20 protein-coding genes are annotated in these 18,535 nt (G+C 60.2%); all 20 read left to right on the forward strand.

Annotated features, from left to right (window positions below):
* Positions 1-40: 40 nt before the first annotated feature.
* The 20 genes from BUQ81_RS03500 to queC all read left to right on the forward strand — a co-directional run bounded on the left by BUQ81_RS03500 (position 41) and on the right by queC (position 18,517).
* Positions 41-628: a UPF0149 family protein gene (locus BUQ81_RS03500; RefSeq protein ID WP_074201019.1), complete on the forward strand. Its 588-nt coding sequence runs from the start codon at positions 41-43 to the stop codon at positions 626-628.
* A complete protein-coding gene (locus BUQ81_RS03505) occupies positions 629-1,936 on the forward strand; it encodes an aminopeptidase P N-terminal domain-containing protein (RefSeq protein WP_074201020.1) in 1,308 nt (435 codons plus the stop codon).
* The gene (locus tag BUQ81_RS03510) at positions 1,924-3,096 is read left to right on the forward strand and encodes an FAD-dependent monooxygenase (protein WP_074201410.1); all 1,173 of its coding nucleotides are present in this window, start codon (positions 1,924-1,926) and stop codon (positions 3,094-3,096) included. The genes BUQ81_RS03505 and BUQ81_RS03510 overlap by 13 nt, the downstream gene beginning before the upstream one ends.
* A complete protein-coding gene (locus BUQ81_RS03515) occupies positions 3,093-4,280 on the forward strand; it encodes a UbiH/UbiF/VisC/COQ6 family ubiquinone biosynthesis hydroxylase (RefSeq protein ID WP_074201021.1) in 1,188 nt (395 codons plus the stop codon). The genes BUQ81_RS03510 and BUQ81_RS03515 overlap by 4 nt, the downstream gene beginning before the upstream one ends.
* A gap of 1 nt (position 4,281) precedes the next feature.
* The gene (locus BUQ81_RS03520) at positions 4,282-5,301 is read left to right on the forward strand and encodes an ion channel (protein WP_074201022.1); all 1,020 of its coding nucleotides are present in this window, start codon (positions 4,282-4,284) and stop codon (positions 5,299-5,301) included.
* Between the two features lie 112 nt (positions 5,302-5,413).
* Positions 5,414-6,376 carry a selenium metabolism-associated LysR family transcriptional regulator gene (locus BUQ81_RS03525; RefSeq protein ID WP_074201411.1) on the forward strand — a complete coding sequence of 321 codons (963 nt, stop codon included), beginning with the start codon at positions 5,414-5,416 and terminating at the stop codon, positions 6,374-6,376.
* 90 nt (positions 6,377-6,466) lie between these two features.
* Positions 6,467-7,159, forward strand: coding sequence for a DUF502 domain-containing protein (locus BUQ81_RS03530; protein ID WP_084188215.1), 693 nt, complete (start codon positions 6,467-6,469; stop codon positions 7,157-7,159).
* Entirely contained in the window at positions 7,156-8,955 is a 1,800-nt protein-coding gene (gene aspS, locus BUQ81_RS03535; RefSeq protein ID WP_074201023.1) for an aspartate--tRNA ligase, read from the forward strand. Before BUQ81_RS03530 ends, aspS begins: the two co-directional genes overlap by 4 nt.
* Before the next feature lie 2 nt (positions 8,956-8,957).
* Positions 8,958-10,022 (forward strand): quinolinate synthase NadA, encoded by a 1,065-nt coding sequence (nadA, locus tag BUQ81_RS03540; protein ID WP_074201024.1) that lies wholly within the window; start codon positions 8,958-8,960, stop codon positions 10,020-10,022.
* A gap of 8 nt (positions 10,023-10,030) precedes the next feature.
* Positions 10,031-10,780, forward strand: coding sequence for a YebC/PmpR family DNA-binding transcriptional regulator (locus BUQ81_RS03545; protein ID WP_074201025.1), 750 nt, complete (start codon positions 10,031-10,033; stop codon positions 10,778-10,780).
* Between the two features lie 5 nt (positions 10,781-10,785).
* Positions 10,786-11,292, forward strand: coding sequence for a crossover junction endodeoxyribonuclease RuvC (gene ruvC / locus BUQ81_RS03550; protein ID WP_074201026.1), 507 nt, complete (start codon positions 10,786-10,788; stop codon positions 11,290-11,292).
* Positions 11,289-11,900: a Holliday junction branch migration protein RuvA gene (gene ruvA, locus BUQ81_RS03555; RefSeq protein WP_074201027.1), complete on the forward strand. Its 612-nt coding sequence runs from the start codon at positions 11,289-11,291 to the stop codon at positions 11,898-11,900. Before ruvC ends, ruvA begins: the two co-directional genes overlap by 4 nt.
* Positions 11,897-12,901 carry a Holliday junction branch migration DNA helicase RuvB gene (ruvB, locus tag BUQ81_RS03560; protein WP_074201028.1) on the forward strand — a complete coding sequence of 335 codons (1,005 nt, stop codon included), beginning with the start codon at positions 11,897-11,899 and terminating at the stop codon, positions 12,899-12,901. Before ruvA ends, ruvB begins: the two co-directional genes overlap by 4 nt.
* Before the next feature lie 84 nt (positions 12,902-12,985).
* Positions 12,986-13,678 carry a MotA/TolQ/ExbB proton channel family protein gene (locus tag BUQ81_RS03565; RefSeq protein WP_074201029.1) on the forward strand — a complete coding sequence of 231 codons (693 nt, stop codon included), beginning with the start codon at positions 12,986-12,988 and terminating at the stop codon, positions 13,676-13,678.
* Position 13,679: 1 nt separating this feature from the next.
* Positions 13,680-14,126: a biopolymer transporter ExbD gene (locus BUQ81_RS03570; RefSeq protein WP_074201030.1), complete on the forward strand. Its 447-nt coding sequence runs from the start codon at positions 13,680-13,682 to the stop codon at positions 14,124-14,126.
* Complete coding sequence (tolA, locus tag BUQ81_RS03575; RefSeq protein ID WP_074201031.1) at positions 14,123-15,130, forward strand: cell envelope integrity protein TolA; 1,008 nt, start codon at positions 14,123-14,125, stop codon at positions 15,128-15,130. Before BUQ81_RS03570 ends, tolA begins: the two co-directional genes overlap by 4 nt.
* A 9-nt stretch (positions 15,131-15,139) precedes the next feature.
* Entirely contained in the window at positions 15,140-16,450 is a 1,311-nt protein-coding gene (gene tolB, locus BUQ81_RS03580) for a Tol-Pal system beta propeller repeat protein TolB (protein WP_074201032.1), read from the forward strand.
* Positions 16,447-17,058: a peptidoglycan-associated lipoprotein Pal gene (gene pal / locus BUQ81_RS08920; protein WP_074201033.1), complete on the forward strand. Its 612-nt coding sequence runs from the start codon at positions 16,447-16,449 to the stop codon at positions 17,056-17,058. The genes tolB and pal overlap by 4 nt, the downstream gene beginning before the upstream one ends.
* Positions 17,055-17,843 carry a tol-pal system protein YbgF gene (ybgF, locus tag BUQ81_RS03590; RefSeq protein ID WP_074201034.1) on the forward strand — a complete coding sequence of 263 codons (789 nt, stop codon included), beginning with the start codon at positions 17,055-17,057 and terminating at the stop codon, positions 17,841-17,843. Before pal ends, ybgF begins: the two co-directional genes overlap by 4 nt.
* Positions 17,840-18,517, forward strand: coding sequence for a 7-cyano-7-deazaguanine synthase QueC (gene queC / locus BUQ81_RS03595; RefSeq protein WP_074201035.1), 678 nt, complete (start codon positions 17,840-17,842; stop codon positions 18,515-18,517). Before ybgF ends, queC begins: the two co-directional genes overlap by 4 nt.
* Positions 18,518-18,535: the final 18 nt, after the last annotated feature.

The raw sequence follows: 18,535 nt of genomic DNA on the forward strand, positions 1-18,535 counted from the left end.
ATGGTGTAAGATTTGATGATAAAAGAAACAGAGGTCCGGTATGAAAGAAATTTGTCCAACGGTGGAGCGCATTGTGCGCGAATGGCCCGAGCTGGAGTCGCCGGCCTTTCTGCACGGCATGCTCACAGGTGAGTTGTGCGGGGCTGAGAAGCTGGAGGTGGGCGATTTCATCAAGGGGCTGTTGCAGGAGATCGGCGCCGAATCGGTGAAGGAGAAGGCGTTGCAGACCCTTTATGTGCTCTATGATGAGACTCTGAAAGGACTCACCAGCAGCGATTTCAGTCTTGAATTGTGTCTGCCGGACGAAGCGCGCCCCCTGATCGAACGCGCCCGTGCCGTGGGCCAGTGGTGCGAAGGGTTTCTCTATGGCTTTGGTCTGACCCATCCGGGTCGCGCGAAGTTGGGTGAAGAGGTAAAGGAGTACCTGGAGACGTTGCAGGATGTGGCCGACATCGACAGTGAAGCGCTGAAGGATGTTGAAGACGAACAGATGAATGCCCAGCTGGAAGAGATCATCGAGTTTATCCGCATCGGTGCCATTGCCGTGTATGAAAACCTGCATCCGGCCGAGCGCAAGCCCATTGAGCTGGACACCATTCCCGAACCCACACACAAGACTGTGCAGTAAATGGACATAACCCCTTTCAAGGCCAACCGTGCACGGCTGCTTGAGGCACTGCCACCCGCCAGTGCCGCGCTGGTGTTTTCAGGGCGGGAGCAGTTTCGCAACCGGGACGTGGACTATCCTTTCCGCGTGCACAGCGATTTTTACTATTTGACCGGGTTTAGCGAACCGGACAGCACGTTGCTGCTGATTCATGCCGAGGACGGCAGCACGCACAGCGTGGCATTTGTGCGCCCCCGCGACGAAAAGGCCGAAATCTGGACCGGCCGCCGCCTGGGCGTAGAGCGTGCTCCGGACGTGCTGGGCGTGGATGCCGCGTACAGCGGCGAAGAGTGGGATGCGCAACTGGTTGAGCTGCTCAAGGGCGTACAGCAGGTGCATGTCAGTTTCAGCGACAGCGCTTACTGGTGGCCGGTGCTGCAGCCGGTCTTTGCGGGCCTGAAAAAGCACATTCGCGAAGGCGTCGAGCCACCACAGGCACTGCAGGATCTGGATCGCATTCTGCATGAACAGCGCCTCATCAAGCAGCCCTGGGAGCTGGCGCATTTGCGCGAAGCGGCGCAGATCAGCGTCAAGGGGCACCTCGCCGCCATGCAGGCGGCTCCTCGCGTGCAGACGGAACGTGAGGTGCAGCGGGCGCTGGAGTGTGCCTTCTACGAGGCGGGAGGGGATGACCTGTCGTTCAACCCCATCGTGGCATCCGGTGCCAATGCCTGTGTGCTTCACTATACCGAAAACGGTGCGCCACTCGATCGCAACGCACTGCTGCTGGTGGATGCGGGCGCGGAAAAGGCATTCTATGCGGGCGACATTACCACCACCTTCCCCGCCAGCGGCCGCTTCAGTGCCGAGCAGAAGGCGCTCTACGAAGTGGTATTGGCGGCCCAACATGCGGCGCTGGCGCAGGTACGCCCCGGCATCCCCTATGACCGTCATCACCAGGCGGCTGTGCGTGTGCTGACAGAAGGGTTGGTGGATCTGGGCCTGCTGCAGGGCGAGGTGGATACGCTGATCGAAGAAAAGGCCTATACCCGCTTCTACATGCACAAGACCGGCCACTGGCTGGGGCTGGATGTGCACGATGTGGGTGCCTACCGTCTCAACGGCGCCTGGCGCCCTCTGGAAGAGAATATGGTGCTGACGGTGGAGCCGGGACTGTATGTGGCACCGGATGATGACACCGTCGAGGCGCACTGGCGCGGCATCGGCATCCGCATTGAGGACGATGTGCGCGTCATCGCCGAGGGCTACGAAATCCTCACGCATGGCCTGCCGCGCACGCCGGAGGAGATTGAGGCATGGATGAGTTAGCCCGCTCAGCCGATCTGATTGTGGTTGGCGGCGGCCCCGTTGGGCTGGCGCTGGCCATTGGTGCCCGGCGGCAAGGGGTAAAAACCCTGCTGGTGGAACGCAGTGCCCCGGCCCAATCCGAGGGCACCTCGTTTGATGGGCGCATGCTGGCACTCAATCTGGCCAGCCAGCAGTTGCTGGAACGCATTGGTATCTGGGACGAGCTGGCGCCGTTGGCCACGCCGATTCGCCATGTGCATGTTTCCCAGCAGGGGCACTTTGGCCTGACACTGATGCACGCCGAGGAGATGGGTGTGCCGGCACTGGGCTACAGTGTGCTGGGCGTCGATCTGGGCCGTGTCCTGTGGGCAGAAGCCGAACGCGCCGGTGTGCAGGTGCTGCGCCCGGCGCAGGTCGTGGATGTGGCGCTTGAGGAGACGCGCGTGGGGGTGCAGCTGCAGGACGGGACGTCCATTGAGAGCGTACTGCTGGCGGGCGCGGATGGCACCCACTCCCGCGTTCGCGAAGCCATGGGCTGGCCACTGCAGGAAAAGGATTATGGTGCCCATGCGGTGCTGGCGCAGGTGAAGACCCGTCAGCCCCACCATGGCTGGTCGTATGAACGCTTTACCCCCGACGGACCGGTGGCGCTGCTGCCGCACCGTACCCACCACCACAAGGCGGTGTATGTCTGCCCTGATGAACAGCTGGATGCAGTGATGGCGTTGGATGACCGTGACTGGCTGGAGGCTTTCGCTGCACGAATCGGGCCGCGCTTGGGCGGTTTCGACGAAGTCGGTCCGCGCCTGGCCTACCCCTTGAAGGAGGTCTATGTGCCGCGGGTGGCGGAAGGGCGGGTGGCGCTGCTGGGCAATGCCTCGCATACCCAGCATCCGGTGGCGGCCCAGGGGCTCAATCTGGGCTTGCGCGATGTAGCCGACTATCTGGATGCGTTGCAGCAGCGGGACGCCTGGGGCACCGCGGTGTGGGCGCAGGCTTACGAGACAAAACGGCAGGCGGATCATCAGGCAGTGATGCGCATGACGGATTCTCTGGTGACTATTTTTCAATGCCGCTTGCCCGGTGCCGGCCATCTACGTGGCGCGGGGTTGGTGGCGACGCAGCTGATGCCGGGTCTGAAGCGGCGTCTGGCGCGCTTTTCCATGGGGCTGGAGTCATGAGTCGAATCGTGGATACCGTAATTGTTGGCGGGGGCATGGTGGGTGCATCAGTGGCGCTGCGCCTGGCCGAAGCTGGTATGCAGGTGGCTGTGGTGGAGCGCGAACCCCCACCGGCAATTGAGGATGTGGCCCCCTGTGAAGTGCGTGTGAGCGCGTTGACACACGCCTCGGAACAATGGCTTGAGCAGCTGGGCGTGTGGAAGGCGCTGCTGGCGCAGGGTGCACACCCCTTTCGTGCCATGCATGTGTGGGCGGATGATGTGGACGGTGAGGTAGTGTTTGATGCTGCCTCGGTGGGCGAGGACAATTTGGGACATGTACTGCCGAACCGTCTGATTCAGGCCGCGCTGTGGGCGCGTATGACCGATCATGCCAATGTGACTGCTTGCTTTGACAGTATCGAGGGATTTGAAACGGAAGCCAGCGGCGTGCATGTGGTGCTGGAGGGCGGAGACGTTTTGCACGCGCAGCTGCTGGTGGGTGCAGATGGTGCCTTTTCCCGCGTGCGCCAGCTGGCCAACATCCCTCTGGATGCGCACGAGTATGGCGAGGCCGCTATTGTCGGCTGTGTGCGCACCGAGCGGCCTCATCAGGACGCCTGCTGGCAGCGTTATACCGCAGAGGGACCAGTGGCGTTTCTGGCTATGCAGGACAACCTTTCCTCGTTGGCGTGGTATTTGCCGCAGCACAAGCTCGACTGGGTGCTGTCTCTGGATGATGAGGCGTTTGCAGAAGCGCTGACCGAGGCCAGCGGCGGGCGTTTGGGGCGGATTGATTGGGTCGGTGAGCGTGCCGGCTTTCCGCTGGTGCGGAGGCATGCCCAGCGCTACCATGCCGAGCGGGTAGTGCTGGTGGGCGATGCCGCACATACCATCCACCCGCAGGCGGGGCAGGGTGTAAATCTGGGCTTTCTGGATGCACAGGTGCTGTGTGAAGAGGTGCTGACGGCTTTTGAAGCCAAGGCCCCCTTCTGGGTGCCGGCTGTGCTTAGCCGTTATCAGCGCCGCCGCTATATGGATAATCTGGCGGTGCAGCGCGCCATGGATGGTTTTGAGTGGCTGTTTGCCCACGACCTGCCGTGGAAGCGGCCGCTGCGGCAGCTGGTCATGTTGGCCGGGCGTCTGCGGCCGGCGACGCAGACCCTGACGCGTCTTGCGCTGGATGCACGACCGGGAAGCTATTGAAATGCCCATTCAGAAGTTGAAAAAAAGCATCAACATCAACATGCGCGCGGTACTGGGCGTGGGCGGTGTGCCCGCCAGCGAGAATGCGCGTGCCCGCCGCTTTGGCGAGCTGATGGAAACGGCCGTGCTGATTGCATTGGCGCTGGTGTTCTTTCAGGTATTTGCGCAGATTTTCGGTGTTCAGGCCGAGTTCCGCTTCATTGATGTTCTTATCTGGTTGGTCTTTGCGGTGGAATTCATCGGTTCCCTTTACCTCGTGGACGACAAGTGGCGCTATGTACGTTTTAACTGGATGAATGCCCTGATTGTGTTTCTGGCCTTTCCGCTGCTGCCGTGGTGGGAAGCCTATGCCATCATTTTCCAGTCGCTGCGTCTGGCACTGATCTTCCGCTTTACGGTTCACTTCTTTGGTACGGCGCTGGAAATTCTGCGCCGTAACCGCTTCGGTCAGGTGCTGGGCTTGGCCGCGTTGCTGGTGGTGTTTGCCGGAGCGCTGTTTGCCCATCTTGAGCATCGTACCATCGGTGACGGCATCTGGTGGGCACTGGTGACGGTGACTACGGTCGGCTATGGCGATGTGGTACCTGAAACGGAACATGGACGCCTGTTCGGCGGCGCCATGCTCCTGATCGGCGTCTTACTGTTCTCGCTGGTGACGGCGAACATCTCCGCCTTTCTGGTGGGCGAAGAGCAGTCCCGTATTGAGGAAGAGATTCTGCATACCGTGCGGGATACCAACGAGCGCGTGATTGCGCAGGAGCGGGCCCTGGCCCGCCATGTGGATGCGCTGTTGCAGCGGCTTGAAACCATCGAGGTGCGCAGTGCCGAGCAGTTGGAAAAAAGCGTGGAGCGGTTGGCGCAGGATATTGAGGTGCTGGCGCGTAATCAGGCGAGCATGCTGGAAAGGCTGGGAGATGAGGGCGGCCGGCGTGAAGTGGAAAGACTGGGTGCGGACATCAAGCGGGTGGAAAGCGCCGTGAGTCGTCTTCACCAGCTGATTGAGGAAAAGAAGAGTTCCTGAAGTATTGCAAAAATATGACAGTCTCGATTAGGATTAGCCGTTATGATTTTTGCTCATGGGGCAATCAAAAAATTAAATTGAAACGTTCGGCAAAGGGAGGCCCTCAATGGCCATAGTGGATCGCCGCCTGCAGGTCTTTTACACGGTTGCCAAGGTATTGAGCTTTACCAAGGCGGCTGAAACGCTGCACATGACGCAGCCGGCGGTAACCTTTCAGGTCAAGCAGCTGGAAGAGCAGTTCAACACCCGCCTGTTTGACCGCACGCACAACAAGATTTCCTTGACCGAAGCGGGCAAGATCGTTTATGGCTACGCCGAAAACATCCTCGAGCTCTATGAGCGCATGTACAACGAGGTGCTGGAAATTACCGGCGAGGTGTCCGGTTCGTTGCTGATCGGGGCTTCCACTACCATTGCCGAATACATGCTGCCGTGCCTGCTGGGTGCCTTCAAGCAGCAGTTCCCGGAAGTAAATATCCGCCTGCAGGTAGGCAATACCGACGCCATCGTCACCATGGTGGAAAACAACCTGGTTGACCTGGGGCTGGTGGAGGCGCCGGTATACAACAAGAATCTGGAAGTGGAGGTGTGCCGCATCGACGAAATGGTGTTGGCCGTGCCGCCAGATCATCCGCTGGTTTCCCGCAAGGAGGTCTCCGTGGAGGAGATCCGTCGCTACGAGTACATTACCCGTGAAGAGGGCTCAGGTACCCGTGCGGTGATCGATCAGTACCTCAAGGAGCAGGGGATGAGCTACAGCGATCTGGACGTGGTGCTCGAGCTGGGCAGCCCCGAGGCCATCAAGATGGCCATCGAAGCCGGTGTGGGCATTGCCATCGTCTCGCGTACGACACTGCGCAAGGAGCTCAAGCTGGGCACGCTCAAGGCCATTCCGCTCAACCCGCCGTTGACACGTCCCTTCTCTCATGTGCGCCAGAAGCACAAGTTCCGCAACAATGCGGTGGTCGAGCTACTCAATTTTGCAGTGGATTACTGCAAGCAACGCGCCATTGAAGAAGGCTTTTCCGTGCCCGAACTGGAGGCGGTCCAGCAGGCCATGCGCAAGGGCGGTTGAGCCGCTCATTCAGTGTGCTTGCCCACATCATGGCGGGGCGGTCTCGTATAATATGCGTTTTCTGAAACCGCAACGCTCAAGAGGGTGCGCATGCTGTCCGTGCTGAAACGCTATCTGATCGCCGGCCTGCTGGTGTGGCTGCCGCTTGGTGTCACCATCGCCGCCCTCATCTTCCTGGTCAATCTGTTCGACAAGAGCCTGCTTTTGCTGCCGCAACACTGGCGGCCGGAATACTGGCTCGGTTTCAAGATTCCCGGCTTTGGCATTATCGTCTCGCTGACGCTGATTCTGGTGACAGGCATGCTGGTGGCCAATTTTCTCGGCAACCGCCTCATGCGTCTGTGGGAAACCTTTCTTGAGCGTATTCCCTTGGTGCGGGGCATCTATTCTGCGGTCAAGCAGTTGACCGAAGCGGTGCTGGGGACCGGTGATCAGAGCTTTCAGAAAGTCTTTCTGGTGGAGTATCCCCGTCGCGGGCTGTGGACGCTGGGGTTTCAGACCAGCACCACTCGCGGGGAAGCCCAGTGCAAGACTGGAGTGGACGAGGTCGTCAACCTGTTTGTGCCGACGACGCCCAACCCTACGTCCGGTTTTTTCATCATTGCCGACCGCTCTGACATCATCGAGCTGGAGATGGGTGTGGATGAGGCACTGAAGATGGTGATTTCCGGCGGGGTGGTGGTGCCCCCCGTTGAATGTGACGCACAAGGGCGCCCGGCTGAAGCGCATCAGAATGACTCCCATGACGTTGACACAGAACATAAAAAATCGGAGAACCCATGAGCAATACGACAGAACACGCCTACCGCAGCCACTACTGCGGCACAGTGACTGAAAACCTGATGGATGAAACGGTCACCGTTTCCGGCTGGGTGCACCGCCGTCGCGACCATGGCGGGGTGATCTTTATCGACCTGCGCGACAGCAGCGGTCTGGTGCAGGTGGTGGTGGACCCGGATACACCGCAGGCGTTTGCTGCCGCCGAACGCCTGCGGGCCGAGTGCGTCATTCAGGTGACCGGCCGTGTGCGCGCCCGCCCGGAAGGGACCACTAACCCCAACCTGCCTACCGGCCAGATCGAAATCCTCGCCAAGGACCTGCAGGTGCTGAGCATGGCAGAGCCCATTCCATTCCAGCTGGACGAGAAGGTGGGCGAGGATGTGCGCCTGAAGTACCGCTACATCGATCTGCGCCGGGACGACATGCAGCGCAATCTCAAGCTACGCTATCAGGTCACCCGCGCCATGCGCAACTACCTGGACGACAACGGTTTCATGGAAATCGAAACCCCCATGCTGACCAAGTCCACCCCTGAAGGCGCGCGCGACTATCTGGTACCCAGCCGCACCCATCCGCACAAGTTCTTTGCCCTGCCGCAGTCGCCACAGCTGTTCAAGCAGCTGCTGATGATGTCCGGCTTCGATCGCTACTTCCAGATTACCCGCTGCTTCCGTGACGAGGACTTGCGTGCCGATCGCCAGCCTGAGTTCACCCAGCTGGATCTGGAAACCAGTTTCCTCACCGAAGAGGGCGTGATGGCGCTGATGGAGGGACTGGTGAAGCATATCTTCAAGGAAGGCATCGGCGTCGAGTTTAGCGAAGATTTTCCGCGCATGACCTACGCCGAAGCGATTCGCAAGTATGGGGTGGATCGCCCCGACTTGCGTATTCCGCTGGAGCTGATGGATGTGGCTGACCTGCTTCAGGATATCGACTTCAAGGTGTTCGCCGGCCCGGCCAAGGATCCGAAAGGCCGCGTGGCCGCGCTGAAGGTGCCCGGCGGTGCCAGGCTGACGCGCAAGGAGATCGACGAGTACACCAAATTTGTCGGCATTTACGGTGCCAAGGGGTTGGCGTGGATCAAGGTTAACGATCTGTCCAGGGGCATTGAAGGGCTACAGTCGCCCATTGTGAAGTTTTTCCCCGATCAAGTGATGGAAATTATGGAACGGGTCGGTGCCCAGGATGGCGATATCGTCTTCTTCGGTGCGGACAAGGCCAAGGTGGTCAACGAGTCTCTGGGTGCGCTGCGCGTCAAGCTGGGCGAGGACCTGGGCATGCTGGAAGGTGAGTGGGCACCGGTATGGATCGTGGACTTCCCCATGTTCGAAGAGGACGAGAAGACTGCACGCCTAACCGCGATTCACCATCCCTTTACCCAGCCCAAGGCGACCACCGAGGAACTCAGGGCGCTGGAGCAGGAAGAAAAGCACCAGCTGTTGTCCCGTGCCTACGATCTGGTTATCAACGGCATCGAAGTGGGCGGCGGTTCCGTGCGTATCCACGATTCGGCCATGCAGGCGGAAGTGTTCAAGCTGCTGGGCATTTCCGACGAGGAAGCGCAGGAGAAGTTCGGCTTCTTCCTCCAGGCGCTTAAGTACGGTGCACCGCCCCATGCCGGCATGGCCTTCGGTCTGGACCGTCTGGTGATGCTCATGGCCGGGTGTGACACCATCCGTGATGTCATTGCCTTCCCCAAAACCCAGTCGGCGGCGTGTTTGCTCACTGAGGCGCCAGGTGAAGTGGCGCCGGAGCAGTTGCGCGAACTGGGGCTGCGCTTCCGCGAGGCCGTCAAGTAATCATGACTGATACCACCCGGCTTCCTCAGGCATTGCAGCAGCGCATTGAGCAGCTGGCACAGCAGGCGCCGGCCGGGCCGATTCTGTCGCCGGAGCAGACAGCCGCGCTGAAAAGTGATATCAAGGCGCTGCTGAAGGAAAAGAATGCCCAGCTGGTGGCCCATTATTATGTGGATGCCGAGCTGCAGGCCCTGGCGGAAGAGACGGGCGGCGTGGTGGCCGACTCGCTGGAAATGGCCAACTTTGGCGCCAAATCCGATGCGGATATCCTCGTGGTGTGTGGCGTACGCTTCATGGGCGAGACCGCCAAGCTGCTGAGCCCGGGGAAAAAGGTACTCATGCCCACGCTGGAGGCCACCTGTTCACTGGACCTCAGCTGTCCCCCGGATGCGTTCAGGGCTTTTATCGACGAACACCCTGATCATACGGTGGTGGTCTATGCCAACACCAGCGCAGAGGTGAAGGCCCTGGCAGACTGGACGGTGACCTCCGGCAATGCGCTGCATATCGTGCGCCACCTAAAGGCGCAGGGTGAGCGCATCATCTGGGCACCGGATCGCCACCTGGGCCACTGGATCGAAAAGGAAACCGGCGTAGACATGCTGGTTTGGCAGGGGCACTGTGTGGTGCATGACGAGTTCATGGCCTATGAGCTGGAAAAGCTCAGGGCCGAGCACCCCGAGGCGAAAGTGCTGGTGCACCCGGAATCGCCGGAGAATGTCATTGCCCTGGCGGATGTGGTGGGATCCACCCGCGTGCTGATCGAAGCAGTGCGTACCCTGCCGGACAGGCAGTTTATCGTGGCCACCGACTATGGCATCTTCTACAAGATGCAGCAGGTGGCGCCTGACAAGGAGCTGATCGTGGCGCCAACAAGCAGCCGCGAGCGTCAGTGCAGCAGCTGCGCCCACTGCCCGTGGATGGCGATGAACTCGCTGGTCAATCTCAAGCGCGTTTTGGAAACGGAAGATCAGGAAATTGTGATCGACCCTGAATTGCGGGAGCGCGCCGTGCAGCCCATCGAGCGGATGCTGGCCTTTTCCCGTGAGCAGGGTCTGGTGAAATAGGAGCGATTATGGCTGGACACAGTAAATGGGCCAATATCAAGCACCGCAAGGCGGCACAGGACGCCAAGCGGGGCAAGATCTTTACCAAGCTGATCCGTGAACTGGTGGTGGCTGCCAAGATGGGGGGGGCCGTCATTGAGGATAACCCGCGTCTGCGCGCTGCCGTGGACAAGGCGCTGCGCAACAACATGAAAAAGGACACCATCGAAAAGGCCATTGCACGCGGGGCCGGTCAGGACGAGGCGGACAACTACGAAGAGATCCGCTACGAGGGCTATGGCCCGGGTGGCGTGGCCATCATGGTGGACTGCCTCACCGACAATCGTCAGCGCACCGTGTCTGAAGTGCGTCACGCTTTCAGCAAGCGGGGCGGCAACCTGGGTACGGATGGTTCCGTGGCCTACATGTTCAAGCGCGTGGGGCTGATCTCCTTTGAGCCCGGTGTGGGTGAGGATGCGCTGATGGAAGCGGCCATTGAAGCCGGGGCAGACGATGTGGTCGTCAACGATGACGGCAGTGTGGATGTCATCACCACACCGGAAAACTACATGGATGTGCTCACCGCGCTGGAAGAAACCGGGTTCAAGCCGGTGCAGGCGGACATTTCCATGGAAGCGGATGTGAAGGCGGAAATCACCGATCCCGAGCAGGCGCAGAAGGTAATGGCGCTGATCGACGCACTGGAAGATCTGGACGACGTACAGCGGGTCTATTCCAACGTGGATATCCCTGATGAAGTCATGGAGAAGATCGCCTGAAACCCTTGCGCATTCTCGGCATTGATCCCGGCTCCCGCAAGACCGGCTTTGGCATTATCGAAATGGTGCGCCAGCAGCCGGTGTATGTGGCCAGCGGCGTGATTCGTGTCGAGAAGTTTCCTGCACCGCAACGGCTCAAGCGCATTTTTGAAGCTTTTGGCGAGCTGGTAAGGCAGTATGCGCCGGATCAGGTGGCGGTGGAAAAGGTGTTCGTGCACAAGGATCCGGTGGCGGCCATCAAGCTGGGTCAAGCACGCGGGGTGGTGCTGTGTGCGGCGGCGCTGGCCGAGTTGCCCATTTACGAATATACGCCCACGCGCATCAAAGGCGCCATCGTCGGTAAGGGCCATGCGCGCAAGGAGCAGGTGCAGTTCATGGTGCGCCAGCTGCTGCGCCTGTCGGAAACGCCGCAGGAGGATGCAGCCGATGCGCTGGCTTGCGCCCTGTGCCATGGGCGGCTGGCCGCACTGGGCGTTGACCTTTCCATCCTCAACAAGGGGGCGCGCTTTTGATTGGTGCACTCACGGGACAGGTTCTTAGCTGGCAGCCGCCAGTGCTGCTACTGGATGTGCAGGGGGTGGGCTACGAGCTGCACCTGCCCATGAATACCCCCGTGCAGCTGGATGCTGCGGCACAGCGGTTCTACACCCACATGATCGTGCGCGAAGACCAGATGCAGCTGTATGGCTTTGCCGATCAGGCCACGCGCGATGTTTTCCGCACGCTGCTGAAGATCAATGGCGTCGGTGCCAAGATGGGGCTGGCCATTCTCTCCACCTGGTCCGTCAGTGAGCTGGTTGCCATCGTGTCGCAGGAAAACCTCAAGGCCTTGACCCAAATTCCGGGTGTGGGTAAAAAGACCGCCGAGCGACTGCTGGTGGAAATGAAGCATAAGCTCAAACAGCTGGGTGTCGAGGTGTCGGCTGGCCATGCGGCTTTGACGGGCGGTGCCACCTTGCCCCTGGCTGAAAACAGTATGACGTTGGCGCTGCAGGCGCTCGAGAGCCTGGGCTACAAGCCCGCCGAAGCGCAGAAGTTGCTGGATCAGGTACCAGATGCCGACGCGCTGGAGACACCTGAGCTGATCAAGGCCGCATTGAGACAGGCGCAGCAGCGATGATCGAGACCGACCGCATTATCGGCAATCAGGCGCAGGAAGACGACATCTACTTGCCGCCGCGCATCCGTCCGCAGGCGCTGAACGAGTATGTGGGCCAGCAGGGCGTGCGTGAGCAGCTCACCATGTTCATCAAGGCGGCCCGTCAGCGGCAGGAAGCGCTGGATCACGTGCTGCTGTATGGTCCACCCGGGCTGGGCAAGACGACCCTTGCCAATATTATCGCCCATGAAATGGGCGCCAATCTGCGCCAGACCTCGGGGCCTGCACTGGAGCGTGCCGGCGACCTGGCCGCCATTCTCACCCGTCTCGAGCCCTTTGACGTCCTGTTTATCGATGAGATTCATCGGCTGTCGCCCGCGGTGGAAGAGGTGCTCTATCCCGCCATGGAGGACTTCCGCATCGACATCGTCATCGGCGAGGGCCCTGCGGCGCAGAGCGTGCAGCTGGACATTCCGCCGTTTACCCTCGTGGGGGCCACTACCCGCGCCGGGCTGCTGACCATGCCGCTGATGGACCGCTTTGGCATTGTCCATCGCCTCGAGTTCTATTCCGTCGAGGAGTTGTCGCACATCGTGACCCGTGCGGCGCATATATTGGGTGTCGATATTGAGCCGGCCGGGGCGGCTGAAATTGCCCGTCGAGCGCGCGGCACGCCGAGAATTGCCAATCGGCTGCTCAAGCGGGTACGTGATTTTGCACAAGTAAAAGGTGACGGCGTGATTACAGCAGACCTGGCGGATGCCGCACTCAATTTGCTGGAAGTGGATCCCTGCGGTTTGGATAAAATGGACCGTCGCCTGCTGGAGGTGATTATCACCCAGTTTGACGGTGGCCCGGTGGGCATCGACAGCCTTGCCAGTGCCTTGGGTGAAGAAAAGGGCACTATTGAGGAGGTGATCGAGCCCTATCTGGTGCAGCAGGGATTTGTCGTGCGCACGCCCCGTGGCCGTAGTGCGACGGATCTGGCATATGGGCATCTTGGGCTCACACGGCGGGACTGATTGCAAGAGGGGGTCCCTGACTTTTTGAAACCCCGATTTTTCGCCTGTTTTCGCAGGCATGAAAAACAGGACACTAGAGCAAATATGGAAGCAAAAGAACTCCTACATCTGATTTTGACCGCCTCGCCGGTGGTGCAGGGTGTGATCGTGCTGCTGCTGTTCATGTCAGTAGCCGCTTGGGCCGTCGGTTTTGCCAAGCGCGCCCAGCTGGGGCGCCTGGCTAAAGATACGCGTGAACTACGCGAGGACTTTGAAAAGAGTCCGGGGCTGCAACTTTATAACGTCTATACGGCCAAGCCCTATGCAGACAGTCCGGTAGCTGGCATTTTTGCGGCGCCGGTGGAAGAGCTGCTGAAGCTGGACAAGATGGGGATTCGTAAACCGGAAGCGCTGGTGGAAGGGGCTGAGCGCGCCCAGGAAGCGGCCATGCGTGCCGCCCAGCCGGCTCTGGTGCAGATGCTGCCAACGCTTGCCATTGTGGGCTCGTCCGCCCCTTACATCGGTCTGTTCGGCACCGTGTGGGGGGTGATGCACGCCTTTGCCGGTCTGGCCAATGTGAAAACGGCCACCCTGTCTGCGGTGGCACCCGGGATTGCCGAAGCGCTTATCGCCACGGCAATCGGTCTGTTTGCCGCCATCCCGGCGGTGATTGCCTACAACCGCCTGTCCGCGCGGGCCAACCGTCTGGAAAGCGACTGGGAAGCGCTGGCCGAGCTGGTGATGACGCGGGTTCACCGTCAGGCGCGCAAGCTGGAACTGGACGGCGAGGGACGCTGAAATGGCGCGCAAGCGGCGAGGATACCTGCGCAAGGCCCCGTTGATCGCCGAGATCAACGTGGTGCCTTATGTGGATGTGACCCTGGTGCTGCTGATCATTTTCATGGTCACTGCCCCCATTGTGCAGCAGGCCGTGTGGGTGGATCTACCGGCGACGCCGAAGGTAAAAAGCGCGCGTGCCGCCGCCAAGATCGAGCCCTTTGTGATTACCGTTACCAAGGAGGGGCTTTATCGCACCAGTGCTGATCCCGACCGTGCCCTCGCCCAGCAGGACCTTGCCCGACTGGTGGCAGAAACGGTGGCGCGGGCACAGGTGATGAAACAGCCTGTTTATATTCAGGGCGACCGTAATGCGCCTTATGGAAAAGTGGTCAAGCTGTTTGTCATTCTGCGTGCCAATGGCGTGGATAACGTGGCGTTGCTGACCCAGCCGGAGGATGCGCAGTGATCCGCTTTGTGCTTAAGCACCCCGTGGCCACACTGGCTTCCCTGTTGGTGCACGGGGTGTTGTTGCTGTTATTGTTCGGCGTGTGGGAATCACAGCCCAAAACGCCCGGCGCTGTTGTGCAGGCTGAACCCGCGCCGACCGAGCCTGCGCCGAAAACAGCGCCGCTCAAGGAAATTCCCCCGCTGAAGACCTTTACCGTCGATGCGCAACTGGTGCAGCAGCAGATTGAAAGGGTGCGCGCCGAGCAGCAGCGTCGTCGAGAAGAGGCGCAGCGTCTGAAAGCACAGGCAGAGGCGGAAAAGCGCCGTCTGGCAGAGCTGGAACGCCGCAAGAAGCAGGCAGCCGAACAGGCCCGCCGTGCCAGGGAGCAGGCTGAAGCGCTCAAGCAGCAACAGCTGGCCGAACAGAAGCGACTGGCCGAGGCGAAGCGCAAGGCTGAAGAGTTGAAGAAAAAGGCTGAACTGGCAGCCAAAAAACGTCGCGAAGCGGAAGAAAAGGCCAGGCGTCTGCTGGCGGAGGCCGAAGCGAAACGCAAGGCGGAACTGGAAAAGAAAAAACGGCTCGAAAAAGAGCTGAAAAGAAAACTAGAAGAAAAGAAAAGACTTGAAGAGGCCGCGCGCAAGGCTCAGCTGGAGAAGGAGCGTCAGCAGCAGGCAGCGCTGTTGCAGCAGCAGTTGGCGGAAGAGGAAAAGCGCCGTCAGGCAGCTGAACGCGCAGCGCGCCTGAAAAAGCTGCGCCAGCTCTATATCAGCCAGATTGCTGCCAAGGTGAAGGAAAACTGGCGCACCCCAGCCAAGGTGGACCCGAACGCCCAGTGCGAGCTGCAGATCCAGCAGGACAAACAAGGCAAGATAGTCGATGTGCAGGTGCTCAACTGCAACGCCAGGGCGGACAAGATATTCCGCGATGCGGCAGAGCGCGCCGTGTGGCGCACCGGCACCCTGCCGCCGCCGCCTGATCCGGCGCTGTTTGAGCGTACCATTCGATTTGTATTCAAACCCTGAGGACACCGCATGTTGCAACGTGCTGTATTGACCCTTGTTTTGCTGATGCTCGCCTGGCAGGCGCATGCAGTACTGACCATCGAGATTGAAGAGGCTGAAACGCAGGCCACGCCGGTTGCCATTCTGCCGTTTCAGGGCGAGGCTGAAGCGCCGCAGAAGCTGTCCGAAATCGTGGGCTTCGACATGCGCCGCAGCGGCAAGTTCCGCGCCCTGCCTGTTGATCAGTTGCCGGAACTGCCGCTGGCGCCCGGGCAGATTCACTTTGAGCAGTGGCGCGACAGCGGCAGTGATGTGCTGCTGATGGGCAAGATCGCGCACAATGTTGATGGGACGTGGCGCGTAGAAGCCACGCTGGTGGATCTGCTGCGTCGCAGTGTGCTGTTCGCTCGCGTGTGGCCGAGCGTCAAGACCAGGCAGCTGAGCCGCGTGGCTCATCAGATCAGTGACCGCATGTACGAAGAGCTTACCGGCATTCCGGGGGCTTTCGACACGCGCATTGCCTATGTGGTCAAACAGGGTGAAGGCAAGGCGCGCCGTTTCCTGCTGAACGTGTCGGACTCCGATGGCTTGAACGAGCAGACAGTGTTACGCTCCTATGAGGCGATCATGTCACCGGACTGGTCACCCGATGGCCGTAAGCTCGCCTATGTTTCATTCGAAAACGGTCGCTCGGAAGTTTTTGTCCAGAACCTGTTTACGGGCAAACGCGAAAAGGTGGCCAGCTTCAAGGGCATCAATGGCGCGCCGGCGTGGTCGCCCGACGGTCGCAAGCTTGCGTTCACTACCTCAAAGGACGGCAATGCGGAAATTTATATCCTCGACCTGGCTACCCGGAAGCTGCAGCGTCTGACCCGCAATCCAGCCATCGATACCGAGCCATGCTGGGCGCCCAATGGCCGCTCCATTTACTTTACCTCGGACCGTCGTGGCAAGCCGCAGATCTTTCAGGTGTTTCTCGATACTGGTGAAACACGCCGCGTGACCTTTGAAGGCACTTACAACGCCACGCCGACCATTACGCCGGACGGTCGTTATCTGGCCATGGTCACCAGTGTCCCGGGCGTGGGCATGCATATCGGGTTGCTGGACCTGTACAGCAACGAATTCCGTATCCTGACGCGAACTTTTCTGGATGAGTCACCCAGTTTCGCCCCCAATGGCGATATGCTGATCTATGCCATGAACAAGGACAACCGCGGCATGCTGGCAGTGGTCTCCGTCGACGGTGGTGCATCGCAAATTCTGCGTGTGAAGGCAGGCGAAGTGCGCGAACCGGACTGGGGACCCTATATGGATCAAATCAAAGGAGCTGACAAATGAAGCGAATGACGAAACTGTGGCCAGCGCTTCTGCTGGCCGGAACACTGGCCGGATGTGGCGGTCAGCAGACCAAGCCTGAAACTGCGCCGGTCGAGCCCGTAAGCGAAGCGGAAAAGGCGCAGGGCGAACGCAATGGCTTGCCGATTCAATCGGGCGATCAGGCATCCGGCGTTGAAGTGATCCCCATTCAGTCGGATAGCGGCGAAGCGGTCGGTGCGGGGCTGAGCCCCGATGAAATGCAGGCTGGCGCTGAGCAGACTGATCAAGATATGCAGCCCGATGCGCCGGTGATCTATTTTGGCTTTGATTCCGATCAGGTGGACGAGCAGGGGCGCGAGACCATCAAGTATTACGCCGAAAAGCTGCTGGACGAGCCCAATGTGCGCGTGCGCCTCGAGGGGCATACCGATGAGCGCGGCTCACCGGAGTACAACCTCGCCCTTGGCGAGCGCCGCGCCAAGGCGGTGGCACAAATCCTCGAGCTGTATGGCGTCACGCCGGATCGGATCGAGATCGTCAGTTATGGTGAAACCAAGCCGGCGGTGGATGGCAACGATGAGGCGGCGTGGGCGAAGAATCGTCGCGTCGAAATGGTGTTTATCCGATGAAACGCTTGCTGTTTCTTTTCGTGGCGTTCACGACGGGGACTGCGCTGGCGGCACCCGTGGTGGTGAGCGAATATGATCTGGAAAAGCGCGTCAGCCGCCTGGAGCGGATGATGGAAAACCCTGTTCTGCTGCAGCTCAGCGACCGACTGGCCGAGCAGCAGCGGGAAATTCAGGCGTTGCAGGATCGGGTGGATCGACTGGAGTATCGTTTGCGTCAGCAAAAGGCGGATGAAAAGCGCCAGCTCGACGCCTTGAAGGCACGCATCGACGAACTGGAGGCGCAGCTGCAGCGGCCAGCCCCTGCAGACAGTGCGGCGGTTGAGCAGGCTTCCGCAGAGGCGCCAGTCGAACGGAACGAGGCGGGTGGTTCGGAAAAGGGTCTCAAGCCGGCTGATACCGCGACGCAGTCGGAATACAGTGCCGCCTTTACCCTGTTGCAGAAAGCTCACTATGCAAAAGCGGCCAAGGCTTTTGAGGCTTTCCTGAAAAAACATCCGGATTCCGTGCTGGCACCCAATGCCGCCTATTGGGCCGGCGAGGCGTATATGGTGCTGCTGGATTACAAGTCCGCCTGGAACCGGTTCGAGCAGGTGATCAAGCAATACCCGGACAGCAGCAAGGTGCCGGCTGCCCTGTATCGGGGTGCGGCAGCGCTGGCCAAGCTGGGCCGCAAGCAGGAAGCCATCAAGCTGCTGCAGCGAGAAATCAAGGCCTACCCGGATGATACAGTCACGCCGAAAGCCAGGGCGTTGTTGAAACAGCTGCAGGCGGGCAAGGCGAAATGAACAGACCCGCGATTGTCCTGCTGTCTGGTGGGCTTGATTCCGCCACGGTACTGGCCATCGCCCGCGATCAGGGCTATGCGTGTCATACGCTGAGCTTTGATTATGGTCAGCGCCACCGCGCCGAACTGGATGCGGCGGCACGGATTTCCGAAGCATTGGGGGCCATCAGCCACCGTGTTGTGCGCATTGACCTGGGCACTATCGGCGGGTCCGCGCTGACCGATGATTCGCTGTCGGTGCCCACGGACGGTGTTGGGGAATCCATCCCCATTACCTATGTGCCTGCGCGCAACATGACGTTTCTCTCCTTTGCCGTGGGGCTCGGGGAGGTGCTGGAGGCGCAGGATATCTTTATCGGGGTCAATGCCGTCGATTATTCCGGCTATCCCGACTGTCGTCCCGAATTTATCGCTGCCTTAGAGCAGGCGGCCAACCTGGGCACCAAGGCAGGGGTGGGAGGGCATCCCTTCAAGATTCACACCCCGCTGATTCATCTTGCCAAGGCGGAAATCATCCGCACCGGACTCGCGTTGGGGGTGGATTACGGGCTGACGGTTTCCTGCTATCAGGCGGATGAACAGGGGCGGGCCTGCGGTGTGTGCGACAGCTGTCGGCTGCGTCGCAAGGGCTTTGAAGAGGCGGGGGTTGCCGACCCCACCCGTTATCAAAATTGAGTTGCATTCGGCGGGTCG

This window comes from Sulfurivirga caldicuralii, assembly GCF_900141795.1.
Lineage (GTDB): Bacteria > Pseudomonadota > Gammaproteobacteria > Thiomicrospirales > Thiomicrospiraceae > Sulfurivirga > Sulfurivirga caldicuralii.

Coding starts and splice junctions, on each gene's coding strand:
- queC (WP_074201035.1), top strand. CDS start 17,840: ATGAACAGACCCGCGATTGTCCTGCTGTCTGGTGGGCTTGATTCCGCC.
- BUQ81_RS03510 (WP_074201410.1), top strand. CDS start 1,924: ATGGATGAGTTAGCCCGCTCAGCCGATCTGATTGTGGTTGGCGGCGGC.
- BUQ81_RS03500 (WP_074201019.1), top strand. CDS start 41: ATGAAAGAAATTTGTCCAACGGTGGAGCGCATTGTGCGCGAATGGCCC.
- ybgF (WP_074201034.1), top strand. CDS start 17,055: ATGAAACGCTTGCTGTTTCTTTTCGTGGCGTTCACGACGGGGACTGCG.
- BUQ81_RS03565 (WP_074201029.1), top strand. CDS start 12,986: ATGGAAGCAAAAGAACTCCTACATCTGATTTTGACCGCCTCGCCGGTG.
- pal (WP_074201033.1), top strand. CDS start 16,447: ATGAAGCGAATGACGAAACTGTGGCCAGCGCTTCTGCTGGCCGGAACA.
- tolB (WP_074201032.1), top strand. CDS start 15,140: ATGTTGCAACGTGCTGTATTGACCCTTGTTTTGCTGATGCTCGCCTGG.
- BUQ81_RS03545 (WP_074201025.1), top strand. CDS start 10,031: ATGGCTGGACACAGTAAATGGGCCAATATCAAGCACCGCAAGGCGGCA.
- BUQ81_RS03520 (WP_074201022.1), top strand. CDS start 4,282: ATGCCCATTCAGAAGTTGAAAAAAAGCATCAACATCAACATGCGCGCG.
- nadA (WP_074201024.1), top strand. CDS start 8,958: ATGACTGATACCACCCGGCTTCCTCAGGCATTGCAGCAGCGCATTGAG.
- BUQ81_RS03530 (WP_084188215.1), top strand. CDS start 6,467: ATGCTGTCCGTGCTGAAACGCTATCTGATCGCCGGCCTGCTGGTGTGG.
- BUQ81_RS03505 (WP_074201020.1), top strand. CDS start 629: ATGGACATAACCCCTTTCAAGGCCAACCGTGCACGGCTGCTTGAGGCA.
- BUQ81_RS03515 (WP_074201021.1), top strand. CDS start 3,093: ATGAGTCGAATCGTGGATACCGTAATTGTTGGCGGGGGCATGGTGGGT.
- ruvB (WP_074201028.1), top strand. CDS start 11,897: ATGATCGAGACCGACCGCATTATCGGCAATCAGGCGCAGGAAGACGAC.
- BUQ81_RS03570 (WP_074201030.1), top strand. CDS start 13,680: ATGGCGCGCAAGCGGCGAGGATACCTGCGCAAGGCCCCGTTGATCGCC.
- aspS (WP_074201023.1), top strand. CDS start 7,156: ATGAGCAATACGACAGAACACGCCTACCGCAGCCACTACTGCGGCACA.